This is a genomic window from Altericroceibacterium indicum, from assembly GCF_009828105.1.
Taxonomy (GTDB): Bacteria; Pseudomonadota; Alphaproteobacteria; order Sphingomonadales; family Sphingomonadaceae; genus Altericroceibacterium; species Altericroceibacterium indicum.
Genome location: NZ_WTYQ01000006.1, coordinates 110269 through 127234 on the forward strand (window position 1 = coordinate 110269; position 16966 = coordinate 127234).

Sequence of the window (16966 nt, forward strand, 5' to 3'; positions counted from 1 at the left end):
CAGCCATACTGGTTTGGCGGGCTGGCTGGAGAATAATGCACCGCGAGGAGGCACGCGTTTCGGTGCCTCCTGCAGGTGTTCTGGCCTCACTATACGTCAGGCCAGGACGTCATTGCTGCGCTTATTGCGCTGATCCGGGGAAATAAGGTTTGCCTTCTTCATCGGCTTTGAGCTTGGCTTCACTATCGGGGAAGTAGCCGTTGAACTTGGTTGGCAGGTCCGGTTCGACATACCAGCGATCCGGGAAGTCCGCTGCGCGCGGGCCACCTTTCTTGCGCCAGACCAGCCCTTCGCTGTTCCTTTCGCCGTAGGGAATGTCATGCTGCCCCTTGCTATTGGCAAGCTGTTCGTAAAGAGCCTGCCGCAGGGCGATCTTATTATCGAGATAGGCCGGATCATTGATGAGATTGTGCATCTCATTGGGGTCTTTCTTCAGATCGTACAGCTCCTCAATATCCCATACGCCGTGATATTGGATATATTTCACCCGGTCGCGTTCGATGGCGAAGGTGGTTGGAGTCTGTGGGAAGCTCCATTCCCAGTAATATTCATAAACGAAGTCGCCAGACTTCCATTGGGTGGCGCTTTCCTGACCGGTCACGAGCGGCAAAAAGCTGGTGCCTTCCATCTGGCTGGGTTCAGCCACACCGGCCACATCAAGGAATGTGGGGGCCAGATCGAGATTGCGCACCACCGCATCCACAGTCTTATTGGCGGGCACATGGCCGGGCGCATAGACCAGCATCGGCACGCGAACAGAGGGTTCATAAGCGTTGCGCTTATCGATCAGCCCATGATCGCCGAAGAGATAGCCATTATCCGAATAGAAAACGACCATCGTATTCTTATCGAGATCGTTCTTGTGCAGATAGGTCAAGATCCGCCCAACGCTGTCATCCACGGATGATAATGTCTCAAAATAACGGCGGACATAATCGTGAAAATCTTCATCCGTGTGATACGGGAAATCGATCCCGTGCCAGCTATTGCGCTGATTTTGCACCCACAGGGGCTTACCTGCATTGTTTTCCGGCGTATTTGCCGCGCTGGCGGGCAATGTCACATCGAGATCAGCATATTCGCCCTTATGTTCAGGGGCCGGTTCGGGATCGGAATGAACCGCTTTGTGGCTGAGATAGAGAAAGAAAGGCTGAGTGTCCTTTTTGTCTTCCTTCAACCAGTCGAGCGCATAATCGGTCAGTTCGGTGGTGATATAGTCTTTGCGGTTGACGTGCTTCCCGTCGACATTGAGCGTCTGGCGCTGACCTTCTTTGATCCCTTCAGGTGAAATCCCATCGGTCGGGTAATAGGTGCCCTGCCCCTTGAAGCTCACCCAACGGTCAAAACCGGGGCGTGGCGCATCCGTATCATCCCCCATATGCCATTTGCCGAAGAAGCCAGTGCGATAGCCGGCCTGCTGCAAATATTGCGGGAAGAAAATCAGCCCCTCTTCGGAGGATTGATGGTTATCGATCACCCCATGATTGCGCGCTGTCTGGCCAGTCAAAATCGTCGCACGGCTCGGAGAGCATAAGGATGATGTCACCACCGCATTGGGGAAATAGGTGCCATTCTTGCGCAGAAAATCGATGTTGGGTGTTTTAAGACCGGGAGTCAGAAAACCCATCGCATCAAAGCGCAGATCGTCCACCAGCACAAAGATCACATTCATCGGCTTTTCGGCTTGCTGCGGCGCAGGGGCCGGCGCTGGTGCGGATGCGTTCTCCGCCGCTGCAGGAAGCGGGGAAAGGGCGGCAAAAAGCGCGCCCCCGCTCAGGGCTATTGTTCGCAGCCTGTTCCGCAATATTGCCATCGAATTTTCCCTCAAATTTATCATTTCTGTCATTACTTAACCGCGGATAATGCAGCGGAAACCGATATGGCTGGTTGAACTGTCCAGGGCCTGCGGGAACGGGACTTTGATGGGCCGCATCCCTCCATCCGCCGGTCAACGGAAGGACGGCTTTTCATCACATGGATTTTACGCTTCTTCACTCTGCGGCTTCAGCAAAATGGACAGAAGGTTTGCGGTGTGCACGATGCATCACAAAAACGCTGAGCGTCGCAAAACGAAACCTCTGACATAAACGCACTCTCCAATGCCACTGCGGGTTCTTGCCCGTCCTATAGCCTTGTAGCGCTATATGTTTGTAATTTTGCGTGGTCAAGAACAAGCCGGACACAAAACTGCGCAACAGCAGGCAGAATTATGCGCGGTTAAACAATCATCACAGGGCTTCTATTGAGTTACAGCCATGTAAAAGGCAGCGGCCAAAGCCACTGCCCTTGGGGATAAAGACTTAAGCCTTAAGCAGCTCGGGAAAATATTGGCACCATCCATGCATCGGACGGTGCCCTTGCGGGTTGAGGAAGGTTACTGGGCAAAGCTATCAGCGCGATAGACTTCACGGCCCCCCAGCACAGTGAGCAAAACCTGTGTATCGGCGATCTGTTCAGCCGGAATGGCGGTCAGGTCGCGGTCGATCACGATCAGGTCGGCATATTTGCCCGGTTCGAGTGAGCCCACCCGGTCTTCCATATTGAGCGAATAAGCCGCGTTGATGGTGAAGGCCCGAATAGCTGTAGCAATGTTCAGCCCCGGATCATCCCCCAACCGGCCTTTATAGCGCTCTTCAGTCGGATCAGGATTTTTGCGAGTGATCGCAATTTGCATCGCCAGCCATTCGTCCAATGTCTCGATCGGCCAGTCACTGCCAAATGCAATCCGTGCGCCTGCTGCATGAAACTTGCCTGCCGTCTCGACAAAGCGGGCCCGCTCCGGCCCCATCTGCGGCACAAGCGTATTGATCGTGTCAGGCGCAGGCTTGCCCCATTGCAGCGACAATACTGGAATGGCACCGAGTTGAGCGAAGCGCTGGTAATCCTGCGGATCAATCACTTCATCATGTGCCAGAGCCGGCCTGAAATGAGGGGCATCATGGCGTTGACGCACGGTTTGGATTGCGTTGAGTGTGACATGGATAGCCTTGTCGCCCGTCGTATGCATATGCGCCGAGAGCCCCCGCGACACGAGCGCGTCAAGAATTCGGGTCAACAGAGCTTCGTCAAAATACAAAGAACCGGTCTTCTCGCCGGGGGCCCATTGCGGATGGGCCGACGACCCGAAATTGCGAAAATAGGGTGCAATCATAGCGCCGGTCTGCGCAGGAGCCTGAACCACTCCATCAACGAACAGCTTTGCCCGGTCTATGACAAGTCCCGGTGCCTTGGCGTTGCCTGGTAGCGTATAGCGCGCAGCAAGATCGATAATATGCGCGGCAGCCTGATCGGGCTGCGCGGCTTCATCGGGTGACAGTTTCACAGCGAACACGGCCCGGGTGGTCAGGCCACCCTCATCACGCAAGTCTGCCCACGCCTCCATGTCCTCGACACGCGCGGAAGCGTTCAGAAGTGTCGTCACCCCTTGCGCATTGACCGCCTGAACGGCAGCCCGCGCATTGGCCAGATTGATCTGCCGCTGTGCATCCGCCGAAGGGACTGGTGCAGATCCGATCACCTGCCACATTGCCCCATCGAGGAAAATTCCAGTCGCTTTTCCATGCTCGTCACGCACGATCTCGCCATCGCTTGGGTTAGGCGTGTCATCAGTAATGCCAGCGGCGGCAATGGCAGCAGAATTGCCAGCCATCGAGTGGAAGTCGCTAGCCTGAACGACCACGGGCCGATCGGTTGGCAAGCGGTCGAGTATTTCAGCGGTCAAATCTGCACCGGCAGGCTGCGTCGCCTGGCGAAACCATGCCTGCACCCGCAGCCATTCGCCCGGCGCTTTCTTGCCGTCCTCTTTCAGGCAAACGGTAATCCGCTGCAATATCTGGTCAATTGTCAAAGGTTCATAATCCAGACTGCATGCAGTCAGCATCGCGCCGCCAGCCAGCGGATGCATGTGACCGTCGATCAGGCCGGGCATCACCATGCGTTGATGCAGGTCCAAGCGCCGGGTTTCCGGTCCGATCAGCGGAGCAATCTGCGCATCACTGCCCAGTGCGATGATCAGGCCATCACGGATCGCAATGGCCTGATAGACGCTATTCGTCGCATCGACGGTATAAACCTTGGCATTCGTCAGAACGAGTTCAGCCGGAGGGGCAGACTCCGCAACGGGAACGCGATCCTCTTGATGGCTCACGGCCGTACAGGCGGAGGCCATTAATGTCGCGGCAGCAATGGCTCCAAATCGAACAGGCCAGGTGGCTATCCAGTCCGGTTTCTTCATAATTCCCTCTCGCAATCTTATAGTATTGGCAGCGAATCTGGACGCTAGACGCGTATATCCAAAAAAGAAACTACTTGAGTAATCAAGCTTTCAGAATATGATTTGCCGGGATGCACCTCATTCGAGCGGTCACAATCAAGCTGGCCCCAATGCTGAAGGGAAACAGGATGTACGAGAGGAAACGCTTATATGGCGCAGGTCGCGCTGCTTTGCTGGCAGCAACGGCGGCGCTGTCGCTGGTCTGCACCGAGACGGCCCTTGCCCAAGACAACACCGATTTGGCAGCCAGCGAACCCACGCCTGCCATTCAGGAACTTCGCCGGATTTTCATGAATGATTCGATCAATGCCCTGACCTTTCACAGCATCGATTCGATCTTTTACACCCTGCCCGTGAAAGCAGGGAAAATCGCCTCCCCCTTATCGCGTGACGAACATCCGCTGAATTTCACCTATGACTTTCAAGGGCAGACACACACGCCGGAGCAGTTCCTCGAACGCACCTATACCAATGCCCTTCTGGTCATGAAGGGTGACGATATCATCTATGAAAACTATCGGAACTTCACCGGTCCCGACACGCATTTTCTGTCGATGTCCATGGCCAAGTCGATCACGTCCATTCTGGTCGGTGCTGCGCTGGAAGACGGCTATATCAAATCGCTGGACGACACAGTGGAAACCTATGTCCCCGAACTGATCGGCACGGCCTATGAAGGGGCCACAGTGGAAGATCTGCTCGAGATGAAATCGGGCGCCAATCGCCCGGATTCCTATCGTCCCGAACCCGGCACCCCGTCAGCCAAATTGCGAGAGGAAATTCTCGTCTATAATCGGCGGCGTATAGTCGAGGAGGCTTTCATGGTCGACAAGATCGCAGAGCCGGGCACGATCTTCCAATATTCCACGCTCAATACCAATCTGCTGGGCTGGATATTGGAAAGAGCCACCGGAAAGCCAATCGATCAATATATGAGTGAGCGGATATGGGTTCCGCTGGGCGCACAAGCGGACGGTTTTTTCCTCACTGATGGCCCTCCCGGCGTAGGCCGTTCCACCAATGGCATGGGTTTCAATGCAACGCTGAGGGATTATGCCCGTCTCGGGCAGATGATGCTGCATGAAGGGCGCGTTGGCGAGCGCCAGATCATTTCCCCGGAATGGGTACGGACATCGACTGTTACCACGGGGCCAGAACCTGTTTCAGCCGATGAACACTGGGGCTATCGATACCAATGGTGGACACTGGCCGATTCCAACGCCTACATGGCGATCGGACTCCAGGGCCAGTTCATTTATGTCGATCCAGACACCCAGACAGTGGTCGTGAAATTGAGCTACCTTCCCCTGGCCACTGCCGAGGCTGGTTATCTGGAAAGTGAAGCTTTCTTCCGCGCCGTATCGAACTGGGAGCCGACCAGGCCCTAGAACGGTTTTATGAGGGGCGAGACAGCGGCCTCATGCTGTCTCGCTGTCTCGCCAGAACGATGCCCTATCACTCGACCACGAAATAATGGATGCGGTTGGCACCGGGGATCTTCTCAGCCACACCGACGAAAACGTGACGGGCCATCCAGTCATGTGGCCCTTCGGGTACGTCGAATTTGGGCGTGACGCGCATATAATATTCGTGCGGCTCTGCTGGCTCGTTACGCGCCATGCGTTCAGCCACTTCCTCGGTATATGCCCAGCGATAGCCACGGTTCTGCATGTAGATCACCGTTCCATCATCCAGTTCGAGCATATAGCGAGCATCGAAATCGAGCACCCCATCGGGGCGCTGCAAGGGCCAGTCACCGCCGCTCATGGGGATGACTCTGCCCGTAATGCCCGGGCCTTCGATCGTCCCGTCCAGGGCATACACCCCTGCCCGTGTTGCGCCCTGAGATGTCGGCTTGAGCCAATATGGCTTCCCAAGCGTCAGCGCGATGGAGAAAGCAAAGCGAAATTGCGGAGTAAAAACCTGCCAGTCAGTCATTCAGAAATTCCCATCCATATCCGGGGTTGCAGCATATTGCTTGATTAATCATATATTGTGCTGCATGAAGGTTGCAAGCGCAATGGCGCGATAAAGCTGCCTGGCTGGCGAAGGAGAATGAGACTGTGCATGATGACCAATCGCTGGATCTGAAATTCGAACATGCGTTTGACATTCGCATCAATTTCGATCGCCGGTGGGACACGGGTGCCATTCACGATGGGGGCCCCAACCACGGTTACACCTCAATCGGGGAAAACTCGCTCGTAAGCGGCCCCAGACTGACAGGAAAACTGGTCGATTACAGCGGTGCCGACTGGCCTGTGATGCGGACCGACGGTGTTGTTGAACTCAACGCACATTACATGATCGAGGCCGATGACGGCGCGCTCATCTACATCCGCAATCTGGGTTACGTGCATGGCAAGCTTGAACGACCGGGCAAGGAAGCCATCGGGTCATATTTCCGTTGTACACCCTATTTCCGAGCCCCTGACGGCCCTCATGAATGGCTCAACCGAACGGTCATTGTGGGCGTCGGACAACGCAGGCCACAGATCGGCCCGGACGGCGAACCCGACCATTCGATTTTCCGTTACTACGCCGTATTGTGAACAGCTTTCCTGAACTTCCGCACAGGCCGCATGGTCACGATGAAGAACTGTCTTTCAACATGCCCTTTAACTGCGTTCCGATCCGCATCAGAAGATCATCCAGCGTGGCGCGTTCATCAGCAGACAGATCGCACAGCAGATCTTCATGGAAACCGCTCCGCCGTTTTTGCGTCTCACGATACTGCACCCGGCCTGCATCGGTGAGCGAAACGATGGAAGCACGCCTGTCAGCAGGGTTTCTCTTTCGTTCTAGCAGCCCCCTGCCCACCAGAGACGTGACGGCACGGCTCACTTCCGCAAAATCCACCCAGGCGAGTTCAGCAACCTGGCCCGCAGTGCCTCCGTCCGGCATTGTCGCAAACCGGGCAAGAACCCGCCATTCAGCATAGGTCAGCTCATCCTGTTCCAGCAATTGGCGTATTGTCAGCCGGTCCATGATCTTCGCAAGCAGGCCGATCCGGAAGGTAGGGTAATCCAATCGATCCATTTTCCAGCCCGCCAGCTCGGTGGCCGCATTTCCTGTAGCCTGCGCAGCTGTGCCAGCCTCGTTTTTGGCCGAACCGGTTTTCTTCGATGTCACCATTTCTTGTCCCGATGCGGCAGCCCCAACTGCCATTCACGTTCATTTTGCCGATAGTCGTTTCTGATGCAATGTTTCACCTGCCGCGCAATGACAACAGGAAATCGCTTGCCTTCGCCAATTCGCTTGATTAATCAAGTTTTGGCAATAATCACTCAAGCAGGCGCAGTCCGAACCGGACACTTGCGTGGAACAGGTTAGCAATGAACTTTCCCGATACACCCAATTTCTCCGGCAATTTCGCACCTTCGGGCGTTGAAGCGGATGTTGCCCATCTGCCTGTCATCGACGGGGCCGTACCGCCCGCTCTTGATGGCTCATTCTTCCGCGTTGCTCCCGATCCGCAATTCCCGCCGCTGGCGGGTGACGACATCTGGTTCAACGGCGATGGCATGGTCACCCGCATTCGTTTCAAAGACGGCAACGTTTCCTTGCAGCAGCGCTGGGCGCGGACTGAAAAGTTCACGGCAGAACGCGAAGCCGGACGCGCCTTGTTCGGCGCTTACCGCAATCCGCTGACCGACGATGCCAGCGTGACAGGCAAGGTGCGCAGCACAGCCAATACAAATGTTGTTCTTCACGCAGGCAAACTGCTGGCTTTGAAGGAAGACAGCCCGCCTGTCTGGATGGACCCGGAAACGCTGGAAACGATCGATCCGGTTTACGATTTCGGCGGCCGCATGACATCGGAAACCTTTACAGCCCACCCGAAAATCGATGCACGAACCGGGGAAATGCTGGCCTTTGGCTACGCTGCCAAGGGCCTGTGCACCCGAGACATGGTTTTCTATGTCATTAATGCAGTCGGAGAAATCGACCACGAAGTGTGGTTCGAAATTCCCTATTATTGCATGATGCACGACTTTGGTTTCACCGACGATTACGTCGTTTTTCACGTCGTTCCGATCGTGGGATCATGGGAGAGGCTTGAATCCGGATTGCCGCATTTCGGATTTGATCGCGCGCGGCCTGTTCATCTTGGTATTTTGCCACGTCGTGGGCAGGCAGAAGACATTCGCTGGTTCAGCGCGCCGACCTGCTTTGCCAGCCATGTAATGAATGCTCATAATGTCGGCACCAAGGTGCATTTCGATGTGCCCATGGCATCGGGCAACATGTTTCCATTTTTCCCCGACACCGAAGGGGCCCCCTTCAATCCGGTCGAGGCTGCCGCCTGCATGACACGCTGGAGCGTCGATATGGCGGCCAATAGCGATGATATCGCCATGACCCCTCTGTCCGATCTGGTTGGTGAGTTCCCCCGCATCGATGATCGGTTTGCCGGTCAGGCCAACCGCTATGGCTGGCAGTTGGTGCAGGATCAGACGAAGCCGGTCGATTTGCCCGGCATTCGCAGCGCGACCGGCATGATGATGAATACCATTGCCCGGCTCGACCTCGAAACAGGAGCTACAGAAACCTACTGGGTCGGCCCGGCAAGCTCGCTTCAGGAACCCGCCTTCATCCCTCGCCCCGGCTCCACCGAAGAGGGCGATGGCTATCTGGTGGTGGTTGAAAACAGGCTTGCGGAGCAGGCGTCACGTTTGCTGCTGCTCGATGCCATGGCCCTGTCGAAGGGACCGATTGCTACGATCGCCATGCCCTTCCGCCTCCGGCAAGGTCTGCATGGCAATTGGGCACCTGCCAGCGCCTTTGCTGCGATCGAGGCCTGACCCTGACATATTCTATTTTGCGAAAGCGACAGATGCCAAATACACACCCAACCCCCTACCCTCGCCTCGGCATGTATATTGCTGGTGAATGGATAGAACAATCCACCCGCACGCACCGCATTGTTAATCCAGCCAATGGCGATACGCTGGGCGAACTTCCGCTCGCTGAAGCAGCCGATCTCGATCGCGCTCTCGATGCAGCGGAGCGCGGGTTTCGGCACTGGCGCAAGACGCCCGTCGGTGAGCGAGCCCATGTGCTGCATGAAGCCGCGCGCCTGCTGCGTGAACGCATCGACCAGATCGCAACTTTTGCCACGCTGGAAGAAGGCAAGACTCTGGCTGAAACCCGTATCGAAACGCTGGCATGTGCCAATCTGTTCGATTTCTATGCAGAAGAAGCCAAGCGAAACTATGGCCGCGTGCTGGTCCGGCCGAGCGGAACGCGCTCGCTGGTGATGCATGAACCAGTCGGGCCTGTCGCGGCCTTTGCACCGTGGAATTTCCCAATCCACAATCCGGGCCGCAAGCTCGGGGCACCAATCGCAGCCGGCTGCTCGGTCATTCTCAAACCGGCTGAGGAAACACCGGCTTCGGCCATGGCCGTGGTGCAGGCCCTCATCGACGCGGGATGCCCCGGCGATGTCGTGCAACTGGTTTTTGGCGTTCCCGACGAGGTATCCCGCCACCTGCTTGCCAGCCCGATCATACGCAAGGTCAGCTTTACCGGCTCGACGGTGGTCGGAAAGCATCTGGTCAAGCTCGCCGCTGACACGATGAAACGGACCACCATGGAGCTGGGTGGGCACGCCCCTGTGATTATCTTTGATGATTGCGACCTTGAACGAACGGTCGAAACATTGGCTATCGGGAAGTCACGCAATGCAGGCCAGGTCTGCGTTTCGCCCACGCGTTTCTATATGCAGGACGCCATTCACGATCGCTTTATCGACGCCTTCACAAAGCGCTTTTCTGCCCTGCGCCTCGGTAGTGGGCTGGAGCCGTCGACCGAAATGGGGCCGCTTGCCAATGACAGACGCCTGAATGCCGTATCAACGCTCGTGGCCGATGCTGTGCAATCAGGCGCGACCCTGCTGTGCGGCGGGGAAACGTTCGGCACACAAGGGTTCTTCTGGAAGCCAACAGTGCTGGCAGACACACCTTTGAGCGCCCGTGTGATGCATGAAGAACCGTTCGGGCCGATTGTCGTCACCTCCCGCTTCAGCGATTTTGACGAGGCCATAGATCAGGCCAACCGCCTGCCCTACGGCCTCGCGGCCTTCGCCTTCACCGAAAATGCGCGTCAGGCCAATCTGGTCGGCGACGCATTGGAAGCAGGGATGGTGGGCATCAATACCACAGGGCTGGCCGCAGCAGATGCGCCTTTTGGCGGTGTAAAACAGAGCGGACATGGTGCAGAAGACGGCCCCGAAGGATTGGCCGCCTGTCTGGTCACCAAAACAATCCATCAGATCTGACGAAACCAACGAAACGAGGGTGAGGCCATCACCCCGCAACCCCGATCAGGGGTGGTCACATGAGAGGAAATACCGCGATGATGCCGAAGACATTCGATATTCAGGGGTTTGTCGATGAGCAGAAGCTGCGGCCAATCCATTTCCTGGTCCTGATCCTGTGCTTCATGGTGATGTTCAGCGACGGGTTCGATATCTTCATGATCGGCAAGATCGCCCCTGCCATTGCCGAAGGTTTCGATGTTGCTCCGGCGTCCATGACCATTGTCATCCTGCTACAACAGATCGGACTGGCTCTGGGTGCCTTCCTGATCAGTCCGCTTGGCGACATCTATGGCCGGAAAAGAATGCTGGTCATCTCCTTTGCATTGTTCGGCGCATTGACAGTGGCGACCGCATTCGCGCCTTCGATCCTGATCATGGCCATCATGCGCGGTGTGGCGGGCCTGTTTCTGGCCAGCGTGCTTCCCATGGCCGTTGCATTGGTTGCTGAATTCACACCGAAAAAGAGCCGCGCAACTTTTATTGCTGTGGGCATGGCCGGATATAGTCTGGGCAATGTCGCCGGGGCCGTCACCGCGCTTCTGGTGCCTGATTTCGGGTGGCAAAGCGGCTTCTGGGTAGGCGGTATGATGCCACTCATCCTGATACCTGCCATGATTGCCTTCCTTCCGGAATCCCTTGCCTACCGGGTCAACAGAGATCCGCATGATGCCAAAATTCCCCTGACGATCGCAAAAATTGCCCCCGAAATCGAACTCACCGGAACAGAGACCTTTATCGGTCAAAGCCATCGCAAAACCGGGGCGCGACCCAGCCCACTGGAACTGATCCGCGATGGCCGGGCCCGGACCACCGCTATCCTGTTCACTACCTGCTTCTTTTCCATGGGAACGATCGCCCTGCTCGCAGCATGGCTGCCAAGCTTTTTCCTACAAATGGCGGGCATTTCGATTCAGGATTTCGCCCTGTCTGCGATGGTCGGCCTGCTGGGAGGGATTTTCGGAATGCTGACAATTGGCACCCTTCTGGATCGCCTGCACCCGACTCTGCCGATCCCTTTCTTCTTCACGGGCTATGCCATTGCCATCGTCTCCCTGAGTCAGGTTCCATTCCATAGCCCCTTCTTCATTCCGACCCTGTTCCTGATGGCTATGTTCCAGGGCGGCGGACAGGCCGGGCTGAACATGGTTATGGCCCGCGTTTACCCGCCCTTTGTGCGCAGCACCGGAATTGGCTGGGCTGGTGGTGCCGGGCGCATTGGCGGGGTCATCCTGCCTTTGTTCGGCGGGTTTGCGCTCACCTCAGCTTACAGCCTTCAGTTAACTTTGATGCTGGTGGCGCTGGCCCCGATCATGGTTGCGATTCTGGTGCTGTTTCTGCGGCCTGTAGAAACCCCACCAGCCCCGCGCTGAAGCACATGGCTGGTCGCTATAGATGACAGGATGTGGACCTTTCGCTAATTCACTTGATTAATCATATAATTCTTGACCATATCCCCTTCTCAAAATAATCAGTCATCATACCGATTAAAAAGTCGGACTCGGAAACCGAGACTATAAAAACGTGGGAGAGATAGAATGGGCACTTACAAAACCGTACTGATCGCATCATCTGCAATGGCTTTAAGCACGGCTCTGCCATCAGCAGTCTATGCCCAAGCAATGGATGAGCAGGACACTGCATCCGAGAACACCGAGACCGCCGATCAACCCGAATGGGAGATCGTCGTCACGGCTACCCGGAAAAATCAATTGCTCAGCAAGGTGCCCATCAGTGTCGCAGCCTTTTCGCAGGAGTCCATGGATCGCCAAGGCGTCAAGAACATCGCTGACATTGCCCGGCTCACCCCCGGCCTCAGCTTTACCGGCGGCACTTTCGGCAGCGACACCAGCACGAATATCGCTATCCGCGGCGTGTCATCTTCCTCGGGTGCGGCCACCACCGGCATCTATATCAACGATTCTGCAATCCAGATCCGATCCAACCCCCAAACCGCCTTTGGCACGGCATTCCCGCGCATATTCGACCTCGAACGTGTCGAGGTGCTGCGCGGCCCGCAAGGCACACTTTTTGGTGCCGGTGCACAGGGCGGCGTAGTCCGGTTCATTACCCCCAAACCCAACCTTGACCACACTTCCGCCTATGCCCGTGCAGAAGTTGCAACCACTAAAGGGGGCGATGCCAGCTATGAAGGTGGCGCGGCTTTGGGCTTGCCTCTTGTCGACGGTCGGATCGGGATGCGGGTTAGTGCCTATTATCGCAAGGATGGTGGCTGGGTGGATCGCCGGCCCTTCAATGTCGCCACGCCTGACAGCACCGAGTTTTATAAGAATGTTAACGCATCCGATACCGTGGCCTTGCGAGGGGCGCTATCGTTCCAACTGACGGATACGGTGAACATCCTGCCATCCCTCTATTACCAGCGTGTGCGAGGGGACGATTCAGGCACCTTATGGGGCAATTTGACTGATGCAGATGCCGGACAATTTGTGAACGGATATTCGCTGGCACAGACATTCAATGACCGCTTCTTCTTGCCCAGCCTCAATGCCACTGTGGATCTTGGCAATGTCGAACTGGCTTCAGTAACCTCATGGTTTGACCGCGACGGAACAAGTTCACCAGATTACACGAGCCTCAACACCAGTTTCATTTTCGGTACACCCTACCCCTTCCTTCCGGGCTGGAAAGTGCCGGGAACCGTATCGGCACGGCAGAAGGTTTTTTCCCAGGAAATTCGCCTTTCATCGAACAACAGTGGTGCCCCGATCCGCTGGACGGTTGGCGGCTATTTCAGCAAAGCCCACCAGATCGAAGACTTCAAGATCGAAGACCAATTTACCGGGAAGATCATCCCTATCGAAGCAGTGTTCGGCATTGGCCTGACAGACGGCAAGTATATTTTCACCTCGGCCAATGACACTGTCGACAAGCAATGGGCTGCCTTTGCTCAGGTTGATGTGGACCTGCTCGAAGGCCTCACCGCTACGCTTGGCGCACGATACAGCGACACGACTTTCGATTATCGCCGCGATGTCGGCGGCCCCCTCAACTATACCGGCAGTGGGCCCGAAACCACGACGACGACCGGCGTTCAGAAGTCCAGGCCCTTCACACCTAAATTTGGCCTGACCTACGATATTAACGATGGCAATATGGTCTACGCATCTGCCGCCAAGGGCTTCCGTGGCGGTGGCGTCAATCCGCCGCTCTTCGCCAGTTGCGAAATCCAGGACGCCCCGGCCACCTTCGATCCTGATACGACCTGGAGTTTCGAGCTTGGTGCCAAGAACAAACTGTTCGGTGGTGCCCTGCGCACCGATGCCAGTGTCTTTTATATCAAATGGGACAATATCCAGCAGTTCGTACTGGCAGGATGTGCCGGCAATGGTTTCCGCGACAACATTGGCGCTGCCACCAGCAAGGGCTTTGACATGCAGTTTTCACTGCGCGCCACTGACAATCTGCAGTTGAGCGGCTCGCTTGGCTATGTTGACGCCAAACTCACCAAAACCGTGGTGGTCAATGATGTGGTGTTTGCCCGTGACGGAGATTCGCTTGAAGGATCACCGTGGCAGCTTTCCGGCAATGTGGATTACACGCTGCCGCTGAACAGTTTTGGGGAAGCCTATATCCACGCGGACGCGCGCTATAACAGCCACAATAACGGCAAGCGCGCGATGTATGATGATCCTGCTGCATCAGGCTATGATCCGACATTGCGGTTCGACCCGGCAGTGACCGAGGTCAATATGAGAGTTGGCCTTCGCAAAGGGGATATCGATGCGTCGGTATTCGTGAACAATTTGCTCAATGCAGCGCCGCTGCTGGGGAAAAATCGAGATACCGACACCTCCCCGCTTTATTACTATCGGACATTGCGCCCCCGGACCGTCGGCCTGACCGTGAGCTATCGCTATTAATCTGAAGAGGGAGGGCAGACATGCGCTTGCTGGTCAATCCTCATGTCTGCCCCCCTCTTCGCATTTCCGCATCCCCTGTGTCACATTACCGATACCGGAATTTGTGGAGAAAAATGGCATCATGAATGGACAGGACCCGACTTCGATGGAGGCTCTCTATCAGCGCCCCGGTTTCATCATCAGGCGTGCCCACCAGATCGTGCTCGCATTGTTTGATGAAGAAGCCGCAGAGCTTGGCCTTACGACCACCCAATATAGCGTGTTGCACACTTTGCGGGCGAGGCCGGGCATAAACCAGATGGGGCTTTGCGAATTGATCGGAATAGATCGCTCTACGGCCACCATGGTTCTGCGCCTGCTGGAAAGGAACGGGCTTGTGGAGCGCCGGCAAAGCGAAAAAGACCGACGCCGCAATACGCTGATGCTCACCAGCGCAGGGGAGGATCTGCTGATCCGCGCAGCCCCCTTGTCCAAAGCCATTTCGGAACGGATGCGTGAAGTACTCAGTGAAGAAGAGTTGAGCCAACTCAGCCGCCTGCTTGGGCAATTTGTTCAGTCTTTCAACCACCGTGTGCGCAACCCCCTGCTCCCCGATACAGCAGCGGGCCAGATCCCTTCGCGCGCTTCACCATCCTGACTGCATGAGATGTTCATTCCCTCAAGCGGCGTACTGGCGAGATATTTGCATGACCAAGATTTTTTCTGACTCAATTTGTCGGCACCTGCCGGAGAGGTTTTGATGACAACCACTTTTTCTGCCCCAGTTCTCATTGTAGGCGCTGGCCCGGTCGGCCTTTGCCTGGCCCTCGATCTTGCTGGCCGTGGGATCAATTCGATTATCGCTGAACGCAATCCTGCGGGCGCGAATGATACGGTCCGCTGCAATCACGTCTCGTCACGAACCATGGAGACATTCCGGCGACTGGGATTTGCCGATGAAGTTCGCGCCGTCGGGTTGCCGGACGATTATCCCAATGATGTGGTCGTGCGCACCAGAGCCACCGGCCGTGAATTGACCCGCATTCCCATCCCATGCCGCCGCGACCGGTTCACCGTTACCGACGTTCCCGATGGCTGGTGGCCCACGCCCGAACCACCGCACCGCGTAAACCAGCTATTCTTCGAACCGATCCTGTTCGAACGAGCACAGGCCAATCCGCATATCAGCATCCTCAACGATCTTGATGTTCAAAACGTCACCCAGGACACGGGTCAGGTCCATGCCCAGGCGACCGATCTCAAGACTGGCGAACCGGTCCATCTGACAGGGCAGTTCCTGATCGGCTGCGATGGCGGGGCCTCCAGCATTCGCCGTCAGATCGGGGCAAAACTGGAAGGCGATGCGGTCATCCAGCAAGTGCAATCGACCTATTTTCGCGCGCCTGAACTGCTCAAATCCATCCCCACTGAACGGGCCTGGATGAGCTATCTCTATATTGGCGAGCGGGCCGGGAATCTGGTGGCGATTGACGGGGTCGAGACCTGGCTGCTCCATAATTACCTGCTGCCGGATGAGCCGGATTTTGACGCTGTTGATCGCGACAAATGCCTGCGTGCCCTGCTCGGAGTTGATGAGAGCTTCGAATATGAAGTGCTGCGCCAGGAAGACTGGACTGGACGCCGGCTCGTGGCCGACCGTTTCCGGCAGGACCGGGTCTTCATCTGTGGAGATTCTGCCCATATCTGGGTGCCTTACGCCGGATATGGAATGAATACCGGCATTGCCGATGCCATGAACCTGTCCTGGTTGCTGGCCGCTCACCTCAATGGATGGGGCTCGCAGAACATCCTCGATGCCTATGAAGCGGAGCGCTGGCCTATTACCGATCAGGTATCGCGCTTCGCGATGAACCACGCCCAGAAGGCGATTTCAGAACGGATCAACATCCCCCTCGAAATCGACGATGATGGCCCCGAAGGCGAGGTGCTACGTGCCAAAATCGGCAAGGATTCCTATGAATTGCATGTCCAGCAATTTGCCTGCGCTGGCCTGAACTTCGGCTATTTCTATCCCGCATCGCCCCTGATTGCTTATGATGACGGCGAGGCACCTTCCTACACGATCAATGAATATACACCCTCGACCGTGCCCGGTTGCCGGACACCGCATCTGTGGCTGCCCGGGGGGCACTCCCTGTATGACCAGCTCGGGCCAGAATACACGCTGCTGCGCTTCGATCGCGAGATTGATATTGCGCCACTGCAACAGGCGGCGAGTGCGGCGAATGTTCCTCTTTCTGTGCTGGATATAGAGGTGAGCGAACTACCCGAACCCTATTGTCACACGCTGCTGCTGAACCGGCCGGATCATCATGTGGCGTGGCGCGGCAATGCTCTGCCCGACAGGCCGGAAGAGCTGATCGCCCTCATAACCGGCGCAGGCTCACCCAAACAGTAACAGGCACCGTCCCCATTGGCAGCAACCGCAAAATAGCGGCACCTTTGGGCATTCTTGGAGAGGAAACATCAATGCAAGTTGGACGACGAAAT

12 protein-coding genes are annotated in these 16966 nt (G+C 56.3%); 8 read left to right on the forward strand and 4 right to left on the reverse strand.

What is annotated here, in order from left to right:
• Nucleotides 1-121 precede the first annotated feature (121 nt).
• Both GRI39_RS13765 and GRI39_RS13770 read right to left on the reverse strand, forming a co-directional pair.
• Entirely contained in the window at nucleotides 122-1813 is a 1692-nt protein-coding gene (locus tag GRI39_RS13765) for a sulfatase family protein (protein WP_160740308.1), read from the reverse strand.
• A 561-nt stretch (nucleotides 1814-2374) separates the two neighbouring features.
• Nucleotides 2375-4234 (reverse strand): amidohydrolase, encoded by a 1860-nt coding sequence (locus tag GRI39_RS13770; RefSeq protein ID WP_160740309.1) that lies wholly within the window; start codon nucleotides 4232-4234, stop codon nucleotides 2375-2377.
• A gap of 167 nt (nucleotides 4235-4401) precedes the next feature.
• Between GRI39_RS13770 and GRI39_RS13775 the strand changes: the two genes are divergently transcribed.
• Nucleotides 4402-5661, forward strand: a complete 1260-nt coding sequence (locus GRI39_RS13775) for a serine hydrolase domain-containing protein (protein WP_160740310.1) — start codon at nucleotides 4402-4404, stop codon at nucleotides 5659-5661.
• A 67-nt stretch (nucleotides 5662-5728) separates the two neighbouring features.
• On the opposite strand, the gene GRI39_RS13780 is transcribed toward GRI39_RS13775, so the two are convergent.
• Nucleotides 5729-6211, reverse strand: coding sequence for a DUF3237 family protein (locus tag GRI39_RS13780; RefSeq protein ID WP_160740311.1), 483 nt, complete (start codon nucleotides 6209-6211; stop codon nucleotides 5729-5731).
• A gap of 125 nt (nucleotides 6212-6336) precedes the next feature.
• Here GRI39_RS13780 and GRI39_RS13785 point away from each other — a divergent pair, with 125 nt between their 5' ends.
• Nucleotides 6337-6825 carry a DUF3237 family protein gene (locus GRI39_RS13785; RefSeq protein ID WP_160740312.1) on the forward strand — a complete coding sequence of 163 codons (489 nt, stop codon included), beginning with the start codon at nucleotides 6337-6339 and terminating at the stop codon, nucleotides 6823-6825.
• 34 nt (nucleotides 6826-6859) lie between these two features.
• On the opposite strand, the gene GRI39_RS13790 is transcribed toward GRI39_RS13785, so the two are convergent.
• A complete protein-coding gene (locus GRI39_RS13790) occupies nucleotides 6860-7441 on the reverse strand; it encodes a MarR family winged helix-turn-helix transcriptional regulator (protein ID WP_160740313.1) in 582 nt (193 codons plus the stop codon).
• A 167-nt stretch (nucleotides 7442-7608) separates the two neighbouring features.
• On the opposite strand from GRI39_RS13790, the gene GRI39_RS13795 reads away from it, so the two are divergent.
• The 6 genes from GRI39_RS13795 (at nucleotide 7609) to GRI39_RS13820 (ending at nucleotide 16874) form a co-directional block, all read left to right on the forward strand.
• Entirely contained in the window at nucleotides 7609-9078 is a 1470-nt protein-coding gene (locus tag GRI39_RS13795) for a carotenoid oxygenase family protein (protein WP_160740314.1), read from the forward strand.
• A 32-nt stretch (nucleotides 9079-9110) separates the two neighbouring features.
• The gene (locus GRI39_RS13800; protein WP_211371628.1) at nucleotides 9111-10553 is read left to right on the forward strand and encodes an NAD-dependent succinate-semialdehyde dehydrogenase; all 1443 of its coding nucleotides are present in this window, start codon (nucleotides 9111-9113) and stop codon (nucleotides 10551-10553) included.
• Between the two features lie 59 nt (nucleotides 10554-10612).
• Nucleotides 10613-11965, forward strand: coding sequence for an MFS transporter (locus GRI39_RS13805; protein ID WP_160740315.1), 1353 nt, complete (start codon nucleotides 10613-10615; stop codon nucleotides 11963-11965).
• Between the two features lie 165 nt (nucleotides 11966-12130).
• Nucleotides 12131-14476 carry a TonB-dependent receptor gene (locus tag GRI39_RS13810; RefSeq protein WP_160740316.1) on the forward strand — a complete coding sequence of 782 codons (2346 nt, stop codon included), beginning with the start codon at nucleotides 12131-12133 and terminating at the stop codon, nucleotides 14474-14476.
• Between the two features lie 121 nt (nucleotides 14477-14597).
• Complete coding sequence (locus GRI39_RS13815; protein ID WP_160740317.1) at nucleotides 14598-15113, forward strand: MarR family winged helix-turn-helix transcriptional regulator; 516 nt, start codon at nucleotides 14598-14600, stop codon at nucleotides 15111-15113.
• Nucleotides 15114-15215: 102 nt separating this feature from the next.
• A complete protein-coding gene (locus GRI39_RS13820) occupies nucleotides 15216-16874 on the forward strand; it encodes an FAD-dependent oxidoreductase (RefSeq protein WP_160740318.1) in 1659 nt (552 codons plus the stop codon).
• Nucleotides 16875-16966 lie beyond the last annotated feature (92 nt).

What these genes read in the sequence shown, in the direction of transcription:
- GRI39_RS13820 (WP_160740318.1), top strand. Translation starts at nt 15,216, where the DNA reads ATGACAACCACTTTTTCTGCCCCAGTTCTCATTGTAGGCGCTGGCCCG.
- GRI39_RS13795 (WP_160740314.1), top strand. Translation starts at nt 7,609, where the DNA reads ATGAACTTTCCCGATACACCCAATTTCTCCGGCAATTTCGCACCTTCG.
- GRI39_RS13805 (WP_160740315.1), top strand. Translation starts at nt 10,613, where the DNA reads ATGAGAGGAAATACCGCGATGATGCCGAAGACATTCGATATTCAGGGG.
- GRI39_RS13800 (WP_211371628.1), top strand. Translation starts at nt 9,111, where the DNA reads ATGCCAAATACACACCCAACCCCCTACCCTCGCCTCGGCATGTATATT.
- GRI39_RS13765 (WP_160740308.1), bottom strand. Translation starts at nt 1,813, where the DNA reads ATGGCAATATTGCGGAACAGGCTGCGAACAATAGCCCTGAGCGGGGGC.
- GRI39_RS13770 (WP_160740309.1), bottom strand. Translation starts at nt 4,234, where the DNA reads ATGAAGAAACCGGACTGGATAGCCACCTGGCCTGTTCGATTTGGAGCC.
- GRI39_RS13815 (WP_160740317.1), top strand. Translation starts at nt 14,598, where the DNA reads ATGAATGGACAGGACCCGACTTCGATGGAGGCTCTCTATCAGCGCCCC.
- GRI39_RS13810 (WP_160740316.1), top strand. Translation starts at nt 12,131, where the DNA reads ATGGGCACTTACAAAACCGTACTGATCGCATCATCTGCAATGGCTTTA.
- GRI39_RS13790 (WP_160740313.1), bottom strand. Translation starts at nt 7,441, where the DNA reads ATGGCAGTTGGGGCTGCCGCATCGGGACAAGAAATGGTGACATCGAAG.
- GRI39_RS13775 (WP_160740310.1), top strand. Translation starts at nt 4,402, where the DNA reads ATGTACGAGAGGAAACGCTTATATGGCGCAGGTCGCGCTGCTTTGCTG.
- GRI39_RS13780 (WP_160740311.1), bottom strand. Translation starts at nt 6,211, where the DNA reads ATGACTGACTGGCAGGTTTTTACTCCGCAATTTCGCTTTGCTTTCTCC.